Genomic DNA, 19,001 nt, shown 5'->3' with positions numbered 1-19,001 from the left:
AATATCTAGATTTTTACTGAATTGTCATATTATAGTCATGAAATCGAGACGAATATCTGAATCATATCATCTTATTTGTGTTTATCAGTGCCATAAACATCCTGTCCATGACAAATTAACCCTATTCTCTTGTTTGACCATTACCATTAATCAAATATTTATAAGACGTGAGTGCTTCAAGTCCCATTGGACCTCGTGCATGTAGTTTTTGAGTTGAAATGCCAATTTCGGCACCTAAACCAAAAACAAAACCGTCTGTAAACCTTGTAGAGGCATTGATATAAACCGCAGCTGAGTCAATTTGTGCTTGGAATTGATCGGCATGTCCCAAATTATCAGTAATGATACTCTCTGAATGTTTAGTACTGTATCGATTAATATGCGCAATCGCTTGATCGATATTTGAGACAACCTTAACTGACATCTTGTAATCCAAATATTCAGTTCCGAAGTCCGCTTCCGTTGCAGGTTCACCCGTCATCAAAACAGCTGCCAGTTCATCAACTTTAAAGTCAATTTCCTGTACCGCATTAATCGCAGTCTGAAGTTTTGGTAAAAATTCAGCTGCAATTTTTTCATGGACAACTAAACTTTCAGCTGCATTACAGACACTTGGTCGTTGCGTTTTAGAGTTGATGACAATTTTTGTTGCCATGTCTAAATTAGCAAATTCATCAACATATATACTGACATTACCAGTTCCAGTCTCAATAATTGGGACGCGAGATTGTTCCTTGACTGTCTTGATAAGTCCTGCACCACCTCGTGGAATCAGTACATCCAAATAGTCAGTGGCCTGCATCATTTCTCTTGCTACTTCATGGCTTGTGTCTGTCACGAGTCCTACCGCATGTTCAGTGATACCTGCAGCTGTTAATGCCTTTTTGATGACTTGAACGAGCGCCTGATTAGAGTGAATAGCATCTTTGCCACCGCGCAAGATAACCGCATTATTTGTTTTGAAACATAGGGCAAACGCATCTACTCCAACATTGGGCCGACTTTCAAAAATCATCCCAACGACACCTAAAGGGACTCGTTTTTGAAGAATTCTCAAACCATCAATATTGGTATAGCCGTTAATCACTTGCCCTACTGGATCAGGCAATGCAGCCACTTGGCGAACACCTTCAGCGATGTCAACGATTCGCTTCGGCGTCAAACGAAGGCGATCCATCATAATCCGATTAATCCCATTAGCCTCTGCATTGGCCAAATCTTTGGCATTTTCAATGATTAGCGTCTCAGAATTATCAACAAGAGCTTGCGCTAATTGTTGCAGAAATTGATTTTTTTCAAGAGTAGCATACTTTGCTAACTCGAAGGCAGCGGTTTTAGCATGTTTACCAAGCGTCTCAATCATCTGTTTTCCTCACTTTATTTCATTTTTTTACGGAATTTGTAGGCAAGATTACTTAAAGAATAGAGCAAACCATTGACCGGGATATTAAATTCACCAACCAACTCTTGAATATCGGGGTTAAAATTACTCTTGAATTTAGATAGACCATCATTGAGTTCCCCTTCTACACCACCCATATTAGCCCATTTGGCACCAGCAGCAAAGGCATCATCAAAAGCTTGTGGATACAAAAAATATTGTGGATAGAATTTTTTAAAAGCATCATTCATCCCAGCATAAAGCATCTCCATCGTCTCTCCGAATTTAATAGACAAAATCCCCGCAATGACAGTTGAGGCATCAGACTCTGTATCATAGTCTGCAAACTCTTTCAGGTATTTTTCGACCGATCTCTTTTGATCATTCAATCGATTGAAACGTTTTTTCTGATTTTCTGGCGTTTCAGCAATATCTTTTTCAATCTGTGCCAGTTGCGCCTGCAACTCAGCATACTTTTCTTTGAGATTGACTTCTGCCAAATGCAGGTAAGCATCTTCTCCATACAAGGTCATGAGCTGCTCAAAGTAATCGCGATTTCTAAGCGCTACACCCTTACGACTCTCAGTCATACTGACGACCCTACTAAACTCATCTAAACTATCCATCCCCACACGACGACCAGTCACACCACGGTTAATCGCATCTTTCATAATCCGCTTTGCGTGTTTTGGATAAATCGTCGTCATATCGCTGACCAACGGCTCATTGGCTTGATAACGCGGTTGAATCGTCTCACTCATCACTTGATTAAAGCCAAGATGTTCAGCACCAGCTGCTTTAATATTTTCCAACATTGCGACAGCCTCTGGTAAAATGTCGGTGGCTTCTTTTTGACCAAACTTTGATGTTCGGTAGAGGATTGCAGGATCTATTTTTATAAATAGCGCGCTCTGCTTTTTAGCCATTCTCTTCAACTGTTGGAAAAAGAAAGACACCAACTCAGCATTTTCATAATCCATGATTGGCCCACGTGGTGTGTAAAACATGGTAAAGCCAAGTGGTAATTTTTTAATCAAGACCAGAGAAGAGGCAATGAGATTTCCAGCATCATCTGTCACCCCAACAATTTGAGATGCCCAATTATCTTTGACTTCAGCCCATGTGCTGGATTGTAATAAATGATTGAGTGGGCTTTGTTTGACAAATTCATCGTGTGCTTTCGCATCGACTGCTGTATTAAATTTCATGATATGACGACTGCTTTCTAACGTTTAATGACAGCTTTTAAAATTTCTGTCATCTTGTTTAAGATTGGTTTTACAACTAGCTCATAGTTACCTGAGGACTGCCAAATGTAGCCCTTAAAATTTTGTTTGAATTTCAAAACACCCTGTTCTGGATGATCGGGCGCATTGACCCCCATAAAATGGTAGTGCTCAATGTGATGCTCAAAAGCAAATCGCAACATCTCATCTTGAATCAAGAAAGGGGCAGAAAATTCTCTATAGTCATCATACATCCCACTAAACATATAGTAGACATCATGAGGCATGATAAAGAATTGTGCCGCAGCTAAGATGACATCTTGATCGCCATGTTTCTCCGCCAACTTTTGAAGTTCCGCTTGAAATTTTTCAAGACGTGATGCTCTCTGATGAAGGGTATCAAGACTTTTTTTCTTATTTTGTGTCTCAGCCTGCTCGATTTCCTGATAAACGCCTGTCAATTCAGACTGGTTAGCCGTCAATTCTGTTTGGAAATTAAGCTTGGCCAAGACAAACTTAACACAATCACCAAAAGCGCGATAGACTGCCTGATGGTAAGACAAGTCTCGTGTTGAGAAATTCCGACGCTCGCCTGCTTCATCGACTACTTTTTTAAAATCAGCCAATTCATCATAGCTCGCCTCATAGACTTGAATGCCTAGTTTACGCGCTTTTTTGATTGTTTGAAGCCCATTTTTTTTATATGATTTTTCAAGTTTCGTGAAATTTTCAAAACCCGTCAAGGCTTTACTATAATTGTAGTTAAAACCTTTTTCAAAATCGCTCAAATGACCTTGTGAAAAGCCTAAATCTTGATAAAAAGCATCTAATCCTTGATTAAATTCACCCACTTTTTCCCAGTTGTCATCATACTTTTCAATCATTTGATTAGAATGGACGATGAGTTTCAAGACACCCTGTCTTTTCAGCAAAGCTTTGGCACCAGAAATCAGCACTTGATTGTCACTTGCTTTTTTTGAAAAGTAAGGATTACCATGTGCCTCTGCCAGATACCCAAATCGAACTTTTGCAAGTGTCACAAGCATGGCGGCCACGATTGTTTGGTCTGTTTTTACTGCCAAGTAAAATGGCTGATGTCCTAAAGCAGCTTGTAAATCACCAAAGGCCTTAGTTTGTTGGAAATGAATGTCATCACGTGTCGCCACAAAATCCGCAAATTCGGCTGCTGTGATGACTGTCAATTGACTACTGTCCAAAATATGTTCCCTTCTTCTTGCCGTTAATGATGTCACGAATGTCACGAATTCTAGCACCATTGGTCAGCACCATTTGCTTATCAGTATCAAAAATAAGTTTGGCTGCCTCTAATTTACTGGTCATGCCACCTGTCCCAAAACGACTACCAGCGCCCCCGGCTACCTTCATCAACTCTTCTGTAATTTCAGAGACAGTGTCAATAAGTTTAGCATCATCGAAAATATTCGGGTTCTTATCGTAAAGTCCGTCAATATCTGACAGCATGATTAACAAATCAGCATCTGCCAAGTTCGTCACAATAGCACCTAATCTATCATTATCACCAAATTTCGTCTTATGATCCATCTCATCGACACTGACCGCATCATTTTCATTAATAATTGGAATAATACCGAGACTTAAAATCGCTTGGAGTGACATGGACGCATTTTGACGACTCTCAGGATATTCAATGACATCATTGGTCAATAAAAGCTGCGATACCTTTTGTTGATAGCGGGCAAACATATGATTGTACAGACTCATCAACTCAACCTGACCGATTGACGCCAAAGCTTGCTGTTGGGCAATTTCTGACGGTCGTTTGTCCAGACCTAAGACATTAAGCCCAACACCGATGGCACCAGATGTGACCAAAATAATGTCATAGCCTTCATGCCTCAAACTCGACAGCGTAAAAGCCAAGTCGTCCATATTTTTCAGATTGATTTGGCCATTGGGCAAAATCAGACTTGACGTGCCGATTTTGACAACAATTCTTTTAGCAGTTTTTAGTTTTTCTCGATTCATCTTCTTATTTTTCCAGTAATTTTTTGGCCTGTGCTAATGCTTCAAGTGTTAAATCATCGCCTGCCAACATCTTAGCAATTTCGATTTCCCGTTCTTCAAATGATAATTTTCTAACTGTTGATGTGGTACTATCGTCCAGCTGAATTTTCTCAATATGGTACTGGGTATCTGCAATCGCCACAACTTGGGGCAAGTGCGAAATACACAAGACCTGACCACTTTGAGAAATCTTATAGATTTTATTAGCGATCGCTTGGGCAACACGTCCTGAAACACCTGTATCAACTTCATCAAAAACAATCGCTGTTTTATTTTCACGTCTAGCAAAACTTGACTTGATTGCAAGCATAATCCGACTCATTTCCCCACCCGATGCTGTCTTAGCAAGAGGCTTGAAACCTTCCCCCGGATTGGTTTGAATGAAAAACTCGACGTGCTGATTCCCATTGACCGAGAACTTGGCGGGTTCAAACTGCACTTTAAAATCTGCCTTAGCCATGTAGAGATCTGCCAATTCGCCTTTGACGTCTTTAGCAAGTCTTTCGGCAATGGTTGCTCTGGCTTCTGCAAGAGCCTGTGCACTAGTCAAGAGTGATTTTTCAGCCGCTTTAAATGCTGCTTCCAGATTTTCCGAGGAGTTCTCATCCCCAGTCAATGCGTCTAGTTCCTTTTGACAATTTGCCAAATAAGCCAACACATCTGCCAACTCAGGACCGTATTTTTTCTTGAGTGTGGTCAAAACCGAAATGCGGTCTTCAATCATCGCCAACTCTGACGGATTGAACTCTAAATCATCAATCCGTTTCTCCAAATCTGCCGCAGCATCTTCTAGTAAATAATAGGCCTCAGCGATTTTTTCAGACAGCTTGGCATAGTTTGCCGCGTCAAATTGACTGGCCGACTCCAACTCATTCATGGCGTTTCTGACCATAGACAGACTAGAATAATCAGACGCATCGTCATCTAGGGAATAGTAGGCGGCAGTCAAATGCTCCGCGATATGATTGGCATGGGTTAATAATTCACGTCTGCGATAAATATCTTCGTCTGCTTTGACATCAATCTCAGCTAAGGTGATTTCGTCGATTTGGAATTTTAAAATATCAATCCGTTGGGCAAATTCCGCTTCATTTTTCTTAAGGGTGAGGAGTTTTTGCCGTAATGTTTTATAGTCTGAAAATTTTTGAGCGTAATCCTGCTTGATTTTCAAGAATTTTTTGTCGCCAAATTCATCTAGCATGGCAAGATGATAGGCTGAGCTCATCAACTCCTGATGGTCATGTTGACCATGAATATCAACCAAAAAGCTGCTGATGGCTTGAAGGTTTGATAAAGGCGTCAAAACACCATTAATCCGACAAGATGATCTGCCATTAGCAAAAATCTCCCGACGTAAAATCAGCTCGCCTGTATTTTCAAAGCCAAGTTTCTCAAGTTGCTGGGCAATTTCAGGACTGTCTTGTTGATAGAAAAACAAGCCTTCTATTTCAGCCTTATCAGCACCGTGTCGGACAAAAGACGTCTGCGCCCGTGAGCCTAATAACAGGTTCATGGCATCGATAATAATTGACTTCCCCGCACCTGTTTCACCCGTCAAAATCGACATGCCTTGGTCAAACTGCATGGCAATCGTGTCGATAATGGCAAAATTTTTGATCGATATTTCCTGTAACATCAATTTTCCTCCATCAAGCAGCCTAAGCTTTCCTATGTCACACCATCAATTTGATAAATTTGCATCAATTTTTTCAGCATGTTCATCCGATGTCGCGATTAATAAAATCGTATCATCATCTGACAGCACTGCAAAAATCAGCGGTTCAAAGCGTGTCAACAAGCGATGTTTGAGTAACATAGCTGACCCTGGACTTGTTCTAATCGCCAATTGATTTCCCTGTTTTTTAATGTCCTCAACGACTGATTTGAAAAACTCTGCATCTGTATTGAGCCGATTGCTTTCAGGCAAGGCATAGCGATAACCTCCTGTTTTATCAGGGACTTTAACCAAGCGAAGTTCCCGCATATCGCGTGAGACAGTCGCCTGTGTGACTTCGATATTTAAATCTAGTAGTGCCGACACTAAGTCATCTTGCGTCATGATGTTTTGCTCAACTAGTATTTTTTTGATTAAATCAATCCGTTCACTTTTTTTCATCTAATTCTCCATGCGCATCTGTCACCACCGCTTTAATCTGTGGCATTACTTGGTCAATCACGTCTGCTGCTTTAGTCAAATGCAGTAAAAATTCAATATTACCATGACCACCTTTAATTGGCGAGCTGATCAAACCAAGCGTTGAAAATCCTAAACCATTAGCCATCGTCACAACCATTTCAATCACGGTCTCATGAATTTTGGCATCTTTAATAATGCCATTTTTACCGATTTGCTCACGTCCTGCCTCAAATTGCGGCTTAATCAACGCCACAACATGACCACCTTCAAGTAAAATATCAAATAGAGCAGGCAAAATCAAAGCCAGACTGATAAAAGAAACATCAATTGAAGCAAAAGTTGGCAAGTCATGACTGAAATCTTCAGGTTTGGCATAGCGAAAATTAAACTGCTCCATGACAACAACACGCTCATCTTGGCGAATTTTCCAAGCCAATTGATTGGTGCCAACGTCGACAGCATAGACCAGTTTAGCGCCGTTTTGTAGCATGACATCGGTAAACCCTCCTGTTGATGACCCAATATCAATGGCAGTTTGTTCTGAAACCGAAATTTCAAATATTTCAACCGCTCGCGCCAATTTCAAGCCACCACGACTGACATAAGGTAATTTTTCACCTTTAATCATCAGCTCTAAATCATCCGACACTTTCTCACCGGGCTTGTCAAAACGTTCTCCGTTAAGGGCATTGATGACAATTCCCGCCATGATACCGCGTTTTGCCTGTTCGCGTGTGTCAAATAGTCCTTGATTGTAGGCTAAGACATCTACTCGTTCTTTAGTCAATTTTTAATCTTTCAATTTGTTTCAAAATGCCGTCTGGTACTAGCTGTGTTTGGCGCGAAAGCTCAGCTAAAATCCCTTCAGCTGCTACCAGATTGGCTGACAATTCTGCCTTGGCGCCTCTCAAGCCCAGTAACTTCACATAGGTTGATTTATCCGCAACTTCATCTTTACCGGGCGTTTTTCCGATTTGGTCAAATGTTGCGATGACATCTATAATGTCATCTCGGATTTGGAAGGCTTGACCGACTTTTTCCCCTAGATGGCGGAGTGATAAGATGACCTCATCTGACTGCTGCGCGATAAGACCTGCGGCAACGAAAGGAAATGCTAGCATTTTACCTGTTTTCAAGGCATGAATTTGTTTCAACTGCTCAAACGTGAGGGCTTGCGTCTCTCCATCCATATCCAAGACTTGACCTGCAACCATTCCATGACTGCCAGAGGCTAGTGCCAACTCACGCACCAAAGCCACAATGATATTGGGTGGTAATTCAGCATTGACCAGTAAAAGATAAGGATCTAGCAAAAGGGCATCGCCTGCTAAAATCGCCTGTGCCTCGCCAAAAATCTTGTGATTGGTCGGTTTACCACGACGGAAATCGTCGTTATCCATGGCCGGCAGGTCATCGTGAATCAGCGAGCTAGTGTGAATCAATTCCACAGCTCCCGCTACCTTGAGATGTTCTGTCGTGATGGTCACACCAAAAGCCTGTAAGGTTTCAAGTAGAAACAAGGGTCGAATCCGCTTGCCACCTGCCTGAATTGAATACTGAATGCTCTCAGTCAAATGGCTGACGAGATTTTCTGAGCCATAAAATGTATCAAAAACTGTCGTCAATGCCGACAAAACTATTTTATTGTCCATCGAATACTTGCTCTGTGCCATCATCAGCCATGACTTTTACTAAAGTTGCTTCTGCCTCTTTCAAGGTTTTTTGAAGGGATTTAGACAACTTCATGCCTTTTTGAAATTCAGCGATAGCTGCTTCTAAGGGGACATCCCCATTTTCTAAATGCTTAACGATGTCTTCTAATGCCGCTAAATTTTCTTCAAAAGTTACTGCTTTAACCATTTTTCACCTCTACATTTATCTGACCATCTGAAACCTCTAAGCTTAGATAATCACCTATTTTAACATCTTGAGTAGACTTAACTACTTTTTGTTCTGCCGTTCTTGCAATTGCAAAACCACGCTTGATAATTTTTTCTGGGTCAATCAAGCTCAAACCGTCATAAGCTTTTTCTGCTCGCGTTTTTTGTTGCTCAAAAAAATTGGTCATATTTATTTTTAGACTTGCCGTTTCACGCGCCAGTTGTCGATTAGCTTCTGCTACTTTTTGTTCTAAACGTAAACTCGTCAGCCGACTGGTCAAAAGCGCTTGAGCTTGCTGATTTTTTTGATAATGCTGTTGCAAGTGCTGATTTAACAGTCCTGTTAATTGATCCAATTTTTGGAGATAACTATCATATATTCTCTCAGGTTGTCGGAAAATCACTGAATTTTGCAGTCTAATCAGTCTTTCTTGACCTTGCTTGACACTGCGTTGCATACTCGTACTCAATCGCGTCTCACTGTTTGTCAAATACTGTAAAATATCAAGTTTCGTGTTTGGTGTTGCCAGCTCTGCGGCGGCGGTTGGTGTTGCAGCCCGTCTGTCCGCCACAAAATCCACCAAAGTCGTATCCGTTTCATGTCCAACTGAGGAAATGACTGGGATTCTAGATTCAAAAATAGCACGTACAACGATTTCTTCATTAAAAGCCCATAGATCCTCAATAGACCCACCCCCTCGACCGATAATCAGAGTATCCAAGTCTGTACGTTCATTGGCTTTGCGAATGCGACGCGCCACTTCTTCGGCTGCACCATTGCCCTGCACCTTGGCAGGAAATAGCAAGATTTCTGTCATCGGAAAGCGACGGTTGACAGTGGTGATGATGTCGCGAATGACTGCACCGCTTGGACTTGTAACGACACCGATTTTTCGTGAAAAGGCTGGAATGGCTTGCTTAAAGTCGGGGTTGAAGAGACCCTCAGCTGTCAATTTTTTCTTGAGTTGATCGAGCTGAACGGCTAGAGCGCCAATGCCGTCTGGCATCATTTTTTCGATGATAATCGAATAAGAGCCACCCGGTTCATAGAGCTGGACGCGCCCCACGAGGTTGACTTTCATGCCTTCTTCCAAGTCAAAGTTGAGTTTAGCAAAAGCGCCCGCCCACATGGTTGCTTGAATCACGGATTTCTCATCCTTGATTGCAAAATACTGGTGCTTAGGACGGCGTCTGAAATTGGAAATCTCGCCCGTCAGAAAAACCCGCTCCAAATAAGGATCACGGTCAAATTTGGCCTTTAAATATTTCGTTAATGTTGACACACTCAAATATTCTGTCATGTTACCATTGTACCAAAAAACGGGAAGTTTTTCCCGTCTGAATTTAGTGCTTATTTGTCTAAAGTCCGTTTCGCTGCCTCATAAGTCTGTTCCATGAGCATGGCAATGGTCATCGGCCCAACGCCACCCGGAACTGGCGTCATGAGACTGGCAAACGGCTCAACCTCATCAAATTTGACGTCACCGATTAATTTGCCATTTTCATCTCGATTCATGCCAACATCAATGACAACAGCGCCCGATTTGACAAAGTCTGCGGTCACAAAGTTGCCACGCCCAATCGCAACGACTAAAATATCAGCTTGTTTGGCTAATGCTGCCAAATTTTTCGTTCTCGAGTGAGCGATGGTTACTGTTGCGTGTTTGTCTAACAACATCTGCGCCATGGGCTTGCCGACAATATTAGAGCGACCAATCACTAGTGCGTTCTTGCCTGCCACCTCAACGCCATAAGTCTCCAGCATGACCATGATACCCGCAGGTGTTGAAGGAATCATGACAGGATTTCCCGACCAGAGGCGCCCCATGTTGGTAGGATGAAAGCCGTCGACGTCCTTATCTGGGTCAATGGCGAGCAGAATTTTTTCTTCGGAAATATGGGCTGGCAAGGGCAGTTGCACCAGTATCCCATGCCATCTATCGGATTGATTGAGTTGAGCAATCAGCTCTAAGAGTGCCACTTCTGTCGTATCTTCTGGCAAACGGATAACTTCCGACTGAAATCCTGCTGCTGTCGCACGACGTTCTTTATTTCTAACATAGACCTGACTGGCTGGATTTTCGCCAATTAAAATCACGACTAAGCCCGGTGTGACACCAGCAGACTTTAAGTCATCAACTTTTGCTTTCAATTCAAACGCCATTTTATCGGCCAATGCTTTGCCATCAATTAAGGTCATTCTATTCTCCATCTTTCTTTTTCGGTGTCAAAGCACTACTGCTAACATTAGACAATGACAAGGTACAACTTCTATTTTAGCAAAAAAACAGCGAGATTGTCGCTGCTTCCCACTGTTTTTTGACTATGAATATGTAAAATGTTCGGTATTACTATGTATTGCTCTAAATAGCACCTTGTAATTGTAAATCAGTCCTTATACCCGCCTCTGCTGTTTGAAAAGCAATCTTTCGGACAGAACGTGGTAAAAATTTCCTGATATCATCTTCATTATAACCGACTTGCAGTCTTCTATCATCAACGATCAAAGGTCGTCTCAATAACGTTCTGTTTTCTTCAATCACTTCAATCAAACGACTCATGGACAGGTCATCCAAATCAACATTTAATTTTTGGTAAGCTTTGCTTCGCTTGGAGATAATCTCTTCTGTTCCCTCTTCTGTCAAGGATAGGAGATGCAGAACTTCATCATCTGTCAACTGATCTTTGGTCAGGTTAATTTCTTCATATGTCAAATGACGTTCCTGTAACCATGCTTTTGCCTTTTCGCAAGATGAACTATGCGCAACTGTGTATATCTTAATCATAAGCCTCTTATCTTTAAATATAATGTAAAAACGACGACGACGTAAACGAAAATGTCATTTAATTCGTTTGTAAAAACATTATATCGCAACAAAATACTTTTGTAAACAAATTTGACTTTGATTTTATATTGTTTTTTAGTTATTTTTTAGTTATTTTTTATTACAATTATATAACAAAAAAGTTCATCTCTAACAAGATAAACTTTTTTTAATTGCAACATCAACTTGCGACATGATTTCATCGCTGAGCCGTCCCGTTTTTTCCCGTAAGCGACACTTATCAATGGTTCTCATCTGTTCACACAGTATCACTGAATCTGATTCAACACCTGCGGCTTCTTTACAAATCGAAACGTGTGTTGGTAGTGCCTTCTTTGTTTTCTTTGCTGTAATTGCCGCAACAATTGTTGTGGGTGCAAAGGTATTACCTGCATCATTTTGAATGACTAATACAGGTCTAACTCCCCCTTGTTCACTGCCCGTCACTGGCGACAAATCAGCAAAAAAGATATCTCCTCTTAAAATTTCTCTAACCATTTTGATATATCCGTTTTATCCGATCACTTAATAAACAAACAACTTCATAATTAATCGTGCCACGATATGCTGCCACATCATCTACTGTTATTTTTTCATCGCCATCTTGACCAATCAACGTCACTTTTGTGCCAATTGATAATGGTTCATGCAAGGCAATGGTCATCTGATCCATAGAAATCCGCCCAATAATCGGACATCTTTGACCATTAACCAAAACATAGAAGCCTGTCATATCACGCGTCCAACCATCTGCATAACCGATTGGGACAGTCCCAACAATGGTAGGCTGGTCTGCGACGAATGCTGCCCCATAACCAACCGTTGCCCCTTTTTCAATGGTCTTGATATGTGTCAATTCTGATTTTAGCTCCAGCGCTGGTGTTATTTGATAGGCCATATCAAGCGTGCGACCACTTGGATTTAGACCATACATGGCATCGCCTAAGCGCTCAATATCTTGAATTGTTTCCTTATGCCAAATCCCTGCGGCAGAATTACTAGAATGGACATATTTTGGCCGACGGCTTAAAGCTGAGACAATCGCATGAAACTGCGACCACTGCGCTTCAAATTTTTCTTGTGCTGCTTCATCAGCTGTCGCAAAATGCGTGAAAACACCATCAAAAATCATGCCAGATTGATCTGCGAGAGCAATGATGTCGTTAGCTTCCTGAGCTGTTGTCACCCCAATCCGTCCCATACCAGAGTCAACCTTGATATGGTATTTCAAGTGTTCAGTCTCCACATTTTCCAGATGCTCAGTGACTAATTTCAGCCAAGCCAGAGATGGCACTGTTACCGTCACGCGTAAATTAACGGCGATATGAATATCAGCTGGGACAATCCCACTCAGAACTAAAATCGGTTTAACAATCCCATGACTTCTCAGCTCAATCGCCTCATCAAGGTTAGAGACACAAAAACCTGACACTAAATCATTGGCGCTTAGCGCCACATCATTTGCACCATGGCCATAACCATTGGCTTTAACGACTGCCCATATCTCGGTGCTGTTATCTATATAAGTTTTGAAATGCTTAATATTAGCCTGAATTGCTGCGAGATTGATAATCGCTTGCGTTGGCCGGTGTGTACTTGGTTTCATGTCTTAATCACGACTTTCTAGGATAACGGAAGCAACAGCTTCCAGACTACTATGACTAATGGATAGATGCACCACGCCTTGTTCAGAAAAAGGATGTTGGATAAATTTTGGTGCGCCGAAATCATCAGGTAAAATGGTCATATCCTGAAAGGATAAACGACCACCGATACCCGTACCATAGGCTTTAGAATAGGCTTCCTTGGCTGCCCAACGACCACCTAAAAATTCGATTTGCCGCTGACCTGATAAAGTCATAAATTTCGCCAACTCGGTTTCCGTAAGCACACGTTTGGCAAACTTAGGATTTCTATTTAAAGCCTTTTCAATCCGCGAAAGTTCAACATTATCAATACCATTGCCATAAATCATAATTTAATTATATCAAAAAAATCCCGTGCTTTGGGATTTTATTGTTTTTGGTTTATTTCGCTAATTCATAAATTGCCTCAGCATAAATTGCCGCCGCACGCAACAGGACATCAACCGGAATAAATTCATTGGCTTGGTGCATGGTGTCAATGTCACCAGGGAACATAGCACCGAAGGCTACGCCACGTTTGAGTAAGCGACCAAAAGTCCCACCACCGATAATTTGCTCATGACCTTTAAGACCTGTTTGTTTTTCATAAACAGCAAGCAAGGTGCTGACCAATTCATCAGCCATTGGCACATAGTGCGGTGTATGCTCATGCGCTGATTTAGTGACTTTTTCAACACCTTCAAGTGCTGCGAGTACTTGATAAATGGCATCAGAATCTGTTCCTTGTGGGTAACGGAAGTTCAGGGCAATGGTATTGTCAGATGAGGTATCGTCAAAGTTAAAGACACCTGCATTCATAGACAAAGCACCCATTTTAGGGTCTTTGAAGGCAACACCTGTTTTGTTACCAGCATGGTCTTCAATGAGGATCGTTCCCGCAAGTTTAGTGAATGGCGACACAACACCGATTTCATCTAGGAATTTAGCAAGGTAAGTGGCACCATTAACGCCTTTTTCTGGCATGGCACCATGAGCTGAACGACCATGAAACACGACCGTTACTTGACCATTTGCTGCTGTTTCAGTTTCAAATTTTAGATTTTTATCGCTATGTGCGTTGACAAAGGCTTCAAGTTTGGCGTTAAGATTCGCTAAATCGCCTGAAATTACCGCTGTTGCTGATTCTGGCACCATGTTTTCGCGCAAACCACCTGTGAAACTGTGCAAGTGAACAGCACCTGTGTTTTCGCCTGAAATATGGAGGTATTCTGTAATATTGCCTTTCTCGCCATTGATAATCGGGAATTCCGCATCTGGTGAGAAACCGAAGTCAGGCTCAGGTAATCCTACATGGGCGAAATAGTAATCCATATCGCCCCAACCTGATTCCTCATCAGTTCCTGCGATAAAGCGGATTTTTTTAGTTAAAGGCACGTTCAACTCTTTTAAGATTTTCAAGCCATAGTAACACGCCATGGTAGGCCCTTTATCATCTGATGCGCCACGAGCATAAATCTTGCCATCGCGGATTTCAGGTTCATAAGGATTGCTATCCCAGCCAGTTCCTGCGGGGACAACGTCCATGTGTGCAAAAATACCAAGAACTTCTGCATCTTCAGGTAGGTCGTCACCATAAGTAAAGTGACCCGCATAGTTGTCAACATTTTTCGTCGCATAGCCGTCACGCTCAGCCAAACTCAAAAATTGTTTGAGTGCCGCAACTGGGCCCGGTCCAAACGGTGTTTCCGGTGTGACTTGGCTATCATCACGTTCTGAGTTAATTTTCAAAAGTGAAAATAAGTCTGCTAATAAGTCTTCTTTGCGTGCTGCAACCTCTGCTTTAAAATCGATTTGTGTCATTTTCTTCCTAATAACCTTTCTTTATACTCGTCATATTCTTCTGCGGTAATCAAACCTTCTTCCATTGAAAGTTTAGCAGATGACAATTTTTCATACATGGTCGATGTATCATAGACAACTTTTGGCTCTGCCGGTTTGTCCGACATGGGCTGCTGTGGTGGTGTGGGCATGATTGGTGCATTTGCTTGATAACCACCATACATGTGACTATTTTTGATGTCACTCACACCTTCCTGGATTCGCTTGGCAATTCTTCTAACGACACTTTTCGTCCAAAAAACGGAAAAATTATCGCCTAAAGATTCCACGCGAACGTGCCCCCAAATGATATGGGTAATCGGCTCAATATTTTTAATATCGTTGAGCGGAATAGAAGAGACCTTATGAAAAAACGGACGCCAACGAGCATAAACTAGCCGATTTTCATTGGTAATGATATAGGCATAGTAGCCTTGCGTGTTGAAAAATTTAGGCTCAGCTTGCGCGTGTTCATTCTCCTCGCCCTCATCATCATCGTAATCCGTATGTCTACCGATGAAACTTGAGACAGCGTACTCATCATCTAACAAACTCTCAGCAACCACCTTAAAATGCAATTTCTGCAACCATGCACCCCAAAGGTTGAAGCCAAGTTTATTTTCTCGCGCAAAACAATACATATCATCTGCCGTCCAGAGTTGGACCTTATTTGTCATCTGTCACCTCTTTTCATTTTGGTTTACTGTCCTATTTTATCAAAAAATCGTGTAAAATGACGCACTTAGCTCATATTTTATGGCTTACTTTGCCTCATCTTCTGATGGCGACAAAGTTTCTTTGATGCGGCGTGCGACATCATAAGGAATACCTGCCTCATGGATTGCTTCTGGCGTTGCCGCCTGAATGTTGGTTAAGGACTTAAAGGTGCGCATCAGTTTCTGTTTCCGTTTAGGACCTAGGCCGTCGATGCCGTCCAATTTGCTAGAAAATGAATTCTTGGAGCGAACTTGTCGATGGAAAGTGATGGCAAATCTGTGAACTTCATCTTGAATCCGCTGCAACAAGAAGAATTCCTGACTTTGTCGACTCAATGGTACAACTTCCAAAGGGTCTCCGAATAGTAACTCTTGCGTTTGGTGCTTATCATTTTTGGCCAAACCAGCAATCGGAATATCGAGCCCAAGATTATCAAGAATTTCCTTGGCTGCATTAATCTGACCAATACCACCATCCATGATAATCAAATCAGGCAAGATACCCTCTTCTTTGATGACACGACTGTAACGCCGTAAAATAACCTCACGCATACTGGCATAATCATCTGGTCCGACAACGGTTTTAATCTTAAACTTGCGATAGTCTTTCTTAGAGGGTTTCCCATCAATAAAGACAACCATGGCACTGACCGGACTTGTCCCCATGATATTGGAGTTATCGAAACTCTCAATCCGACGCGGTGTCGGGATATTCATGACTGTGCCCAGATTTTCGATGGCACCGTGTGTTTTTTCAATATTTTTTTCAGCCAGTTCAAATTTCTGCTGGAGACTGACGCGAGCATTTTTCGTCGCGAGATTGACCAATTGTTTCTTCTCGCCACGAGATGGTTGAATGACTTTCGTCTGCGTCAAAGCTTGAACTGATGCCAAATCGATATCCGACGGAATAAAAACTTCCTTGGGAATAAAATGGTCAGCCCCTTTATAAAATTGACCAACGTAAGTCAGAAAGTCTTCATCTGCATCATTATAGTAGGGAAACAGATTGACATCGCGCTGAATGAGTTTCCCCTGTCGCACAAAGAAAACTTGGACACACATCCAACCTTTATCTACCGCATAGCCAAAGACATCTCGGTCTTGTAAATCATGATTCATCACCCGCTGCTTGGTGCGCAATGTACCGATTGCCTTGACCAAATCACGATACTCTGCCGCTTTTTCAAACTCAAAAGCTGCGGCCGCTGCGTGCATTTTAGCATCCAATACCTTGACGATTTTATCCTCACCGCCGTTGAGAAATTTGGTTATTTCCTCTAGCATACTGGTGTATTCTGACGGTTTAATGTCAAAAACACAGGGTGCCAAGCACTGGTGCATATGGTAATAAAGGCAGACTTTATTTGGTAAGACGTGACATTTTCTTAAGGGAAAAATACGGTCAAGCAGGTGTTTGATTTCATTCGCCGCACCAACATCTGGATAAGGACCAAAATACTGAGAACCGTCTTTTTTAACCTGTCGCGTGATTAACAAGCGCGGATATTTCTCACGCGTGATTTTGATAAAAGGATAAGATTTATCATCCTTGAGCATGATATTATACTTGGGCATATTCTCTTGAATCAGATTAATTTCCAAGAGTAACGCTTCAATGTTTGACTCTGTGACAATAAATTCAAAATCAACAATTTCTGACACTAATAGCTCTGTCTTAGTATCATGCGACCCACGAAAATAAGACCGAACACGATTTTTCAGATTTTTCGCCTTACCGACATAAATAATCGTCCCATTTTTATCTTTATGCAAATAACAGCCGGGGTTGTCTGGCAGTATGGCTAGTTTTGCCTTGATTGTCTCATTCATACTGTGGCCAGCCTTAAAGATGTTAATTTGACCATTTTACTACGTTCTCCTTGTTATCCAGAAAAAATTTGATATGAAAACCATTTTTAGCGTTGCTTTCTTTCCATTATAACAAAAAAACGCCCTTTCGGACGTTTTAACAACCTTTCTTAAAAGTTGTTGATATCGAAATCATCGCCTAAGAAGTCAGCAAGTGAGAATCCTTCTTGTGTTTCTGGCAATGTGTATTCTGGTTTCGTATTACGACGTGGTGCACGTGGTTTAGCATCACGACGTTGTCCACCTTGTGTAGCGTTACCTGAATCGTTTGAACGTTCTTTACGTGCAGGCGCTTCAGTCAAAGCTTTGATAGACAATGAGATACGTTCTTCAGCTGGTTTCACGTCAAGTACTTTAACTTGAACGGCTTGACCTACTGACAAGACATCTTTAGCGTTTTCAACACGTTCCCAAGAGATTTGTGAAATGTGAACCAAACCTTCAACACCTGGGAAGATTTCAACGAAAGCACCAAAGTCAGTGATACGTTTAACAGTTCCATCAAGAACAGAACCAACAGCTGCTTTCTCATCGATGTCATCCCAAGGACCAGGCTGTGTCGCTTTAAGAGAAAGTGAAACACGACCAGCTTCTTCGTCAACTTTCAAGACTTTAACTTGAACCGTTTCGCCAACTTTAACCACATCGCCAGGTTTTTTTACGCGTCCGTGAGACAATTCAGTCACGTGAACAAGTCCGTCAACACCACCAAGGTTAATGAAAGCACCAAAGTCAGTTGTACGTGCAACAGTCCCCTCAACGATATCGCCTTCGTGCAAGTTCGCAAATGCTTCAGCACGTTGTGATTTAGATTCTTCTTCGATAACCGCACGACGGCTCAAGATGAAACGTTTTTCAGCAGCGTTGACTTCGATGATTTTAGCTTCAAACTCTTCACCGACAAATTTCTTCGTATCGCGTACAAAGTAAGTGTCAATCATAGATGCTGGGATGAAACCACGAACACCATTGAAGTCTACAGACAAGCCACCTTTAACATCTTTTAAGACTTTAATTGTGACAACTTCGCCTTCTTTGCCTTCAAGGTCAGAAAAAGCTTTACGTGCAGCAAGACGTTTTTCAGAAAGCAAGTAAACATTAGCGCCTTCTGATTCTTTACCGACGATTTGCTTCACAACCAAGAGTTCCTTAACTTCACCAGCTTTGACGAAGTCATTTATATCAGCATCACGTTCGTTAGTAAGTTCACGAAGCGTCAAAACACCTTCAACACCTGTACCAACGATAGCTACAGTAGCTTGATCGCCTTCGACAGTGAGAATTTCACCGCTTACGACGTCACCAACTTTAACGTCACCGACGCTGTTCAATAGTTCTTCAAATTCGTTCATTTTTTAAAAAGTTTCCTCCAACAATTTGACTAGTACACATCTTTTATGACAGATACAGTCCTAATGTTCATTCTAACACAATTTTCAACAAAAAGAAAGCGA

Annotated in this window: 19 protein-coding genes; all 19 read right to left on the bottom strand. The window is 41.7% G+C overall.

All coding sequences use genetic code 11. From position 1 onward, the window contains the following. Positions 1 to 121 precede the first annotated feature (121 nt). On the bottom strand, positions 122 to 1,363 hold the full coding sequence (locus ACYQ21_RS06500; protein WP_460056624.1) for a glutamate-5-semialdehyde dehydrogenase: 1,242 nt from the start codon (positions 1,361 to 1,363) through the stop codon (positions 122 to 124). A 14-nt stretch (positions 1,364 to 1,377) separates the two neighbouring features. Next, the gene (locus tag ACYQ21_RS06495; RefSeq protein WP_460056629.1) at positions 1,378 to 2,592 is read right to left on the bottom strand and encodes a peptidoglycan bridge formation glycyltransferase FemA/FemB family protein; all 1,215 of its coding nucleotides are present in this window, start codon (positions 2,590 to 2,592) and stop codon (positions 1,378 to 1,380) included. 14 nt (positions 2,593 to 2,606) lie between these two features. Continuing rightward, on the bottom strand, positions 2,607 to 3,884 hold the full coding sequence (locus ACYQ21_RS06490) for a peptidoglycan bridge formation glycyltransferase FemA/FemB family protein (RefSeq protein WP_460056621.1): 1,278 nt from the start codon (positions 3,882 to 3,884) through the stop codon (positions 2,607 to 2,609). Beyond that, positions 3,814 to 4,614: a glutamate 5-kinase gene (proB, locus tag ACYQ21_RS06485; RefSeq protein ID WP_460056619.1), complete on the bottom strand. Its 801-nt coding sequence runs from the start codon at positions 4,612 to 4,614 to the stop codon at positions 3,814 to 3,816. Before proB ends, ACYQ21_RS06490 begins: the two co-directional genes overlap by 71 nt. Before the next feature lie 4 nt (positions 4,615 to 4,618). Continuing rightward, positions 4,619 to 6,289 (bottom strand): DNA repair protein RecN, encoded by a 1,671-nt coding sequence (recN, locus tag ACYQ21_RS06480; protein WP_460056616.1) that lies wholly within the window; start codon positions 6,287 to 6,289, stop codon positions 4,619 to 4,621. A gap of 45 nt (positions 6,290 to 6,334) precedes the next feature. Next, positions 6,335 to 6,769 carry an arginine repressor gene (locus tag ACYQ21_RS06475; RefSeq protein ID WP_460056613.1) on the bottom strand — a complete coding sequence of 145 codons (435 nt, stop codon included), beginning with the start codon at positions 6,767 to 6,769 and terminating at the stop codon, positions 6,335 to 6,337. Further along, positions 6,756 to 7,577: a TlyA family RNA methyltransferase gene (locus ACYQ21_RS06470; protein WP_460056610.1), complete on the bottom strand. Its 822-nt coding sequence runs from the start codon at positions 7,575 to 7,577 to the stop codon at positions 6,756 to 6,758. The genes ACYQ21_RS06475 and ACYQ21_RS06470 overlap by 14 nt, the downstream gene beginning before the upstream one ends. Then, positions 7,570 to 8,442 carry a polyprenyl synthetase family protein gene (locus ACYQ21_RS06465; RefSeq protein WP_460056608.1) on the bottom strand — a complete coding sequence of 291 codons (873 nt, stop codon included), beginning with the start codon at positions 8,440 to 8,442 and terminating at the stop codon, positions 7,570 to 7,572. Before ACYQ21_RS06465 ends, ACYQ21_RS06470 begins: the two co-directional genes overlap by 8 nt. After that, positions 8,432 to 8,650, bottom strand: a complete 219-nt coding sequence (locus tag ACYQ21_RS06460) for an exodeoxyribonuclease VII small subunit (RefSeq protein ID WP_460056606.1) — start codon at positions 8,648 to 8,650, stop codon at positions 8,432 to 8,434. The genes ACYQ21_RS06465 and ACYQ21_RS06460 overlap by 11 nt, the downstream gene beginning before the upstream one ends. After that, positions 8,643 to 9,971, bottom strand: coding sequence for an exodeoxyribonuclease VII large subunit (xseA, locus tag ACYQ21_RS06455; RefSeq protein WP_460056603.1), 1,329 nt, complete (start codon positions 9,969 to 9,971; stop codon positions 8,643 to 8,645). The genes ACYQ21_RS06460 and xseA overlap by 8 nt, the downstream gene beginning before the upstream one ends. A gap of 50 nt (positions 9,972 to 10,021) precedes the next feature. After that, complete coding sequence (locus ACYQ21_RS06450; RefSeq protein WP_460056601.1) at positions 10,022 to 10,870, bottom strand: bifunctional methylenetetrahydrofolate dehydrogenase/methenyltetrahydrofolate cyclohydrolase; 849 nt, start codon at positions 10,868 to 10,870, stop codon at positions 10,022 to 10,024. Between the two features lie 163 nt (positions 10,871 to 11,033). Further along, positions 11,034 to 11,456, bottom strand: coding sequence for a Spx/MgsR family RNA polymerase-binding regulatory protein (locus ACYQ21_RS06445; protein ID WP_460056599.1), 423 nt, complete (start codon positions 11,454 to 11,456; stop codon positions 11,034 to 11,036). Between the two features lie 189 nt (positions 11,457 to 11,645). Continuing rightward, positions 11,646 to 11,993 carry a type II toxin-antitoxin system PemK/MazF family toxin gene (locus tag ACYQ21_RS06440; protein ID WP_460056596.1) on the bottom strand — a complete coding sequence of 116 codons (348 nt, stop codon included), beginning with the start codon at positions 11,991 to 11,993 and terminating at the stop codon, positions 11,646 to 11,648. Beyond that, entirely contained in the window at positions 11,986 to 13,101 is a 1,116-nt protein-coding gene (gene alr / locus ACYQ21_RS06435) for an alanine racemase (protein ID WP_460056593.1), read from the bottom strand. Before alr ends, ACYQ21_RS06440 begins: the two co-directional genes overlap by 8 nt. A gap of 3 nt (positions 13,102 to 13,104) precedes the next feature. Continuing rightward, positions 13,105 to 13,470, bottom strand: coding sequence for a holo-ACP synthase (acpS, locus tag ACYQ21_RS06430; RefSeq protein WP_460056592.1), 366 nt, complete (start codon positions 13,468 to 13,470; stop codon positions 13,105 to 13,107). A 52-nt stretch (positions 13,471 to 13,522) separates the two neighbouring features. Then, positions 13,523 to 14,941: a dipeptidase PepV gene (pepV, locus tag ACYQ21_RS06425; protein WP_460056590.1), complete on the bottom strand. Its 1,419-nt coding sequence runs from the start codon at positions 14,939 to 14,941 to the stop codon at positions 13,523 to 13,525. After that, on the bottom strand, positions 14,938 to 15,636 hold the full coding sequence (locus ACYQ21_RS06420) for a hypothetical protein (RefSeq protein ID WP_460056587.1): 699 nt from the start codon (positions 15,634 to 15,636) through the stop codon (positions 14,938 to 14,940). The genes pepV and ACYQ21_RS06420 overlap by 4 nt, the downstream gene beginning before the upstream one ends. A gap of 84 nt (positions 15,637 to 15,720) precedes the next feature. After that, the gene (gene uvrC, locus ACYQ21_RS06415; RefSeq protein WP_460056586.1) at positions 15,721 to 17,508 is read right to left on the bottom strand and encodes an excinuclease ABC subunit UvrC; all 1,788 of its coding nucleotides are present in this window, start codon (positions 17,506 to 17,508) and stop codon (positions 15,721 to 15,723) included. 149 nt (positions 17,509 to 17,657) lie between these two features. Beyond that, a complete protein-coding gene (rpsA, locus tag ACYQ21_RS06410; protein ID WP_460056584.1) occupies positions 17,658 to 18,899 on the bottom strand; it encodes a 30S ribosomal protein S1 in 1,242 nt (413 codons plus the stop codon). Positions 18,900 to 19,001 lie beyond the last annotated feature (102 nt).

Source organism: Pseudolactococcus yaeyamensis (assembly GCF_054658615.1).
The sequence above is the reverse complement of the archived record's forward strand: the minus strand, read 5'-3'. Positions and strand labels throughout refer to the sequence as shown.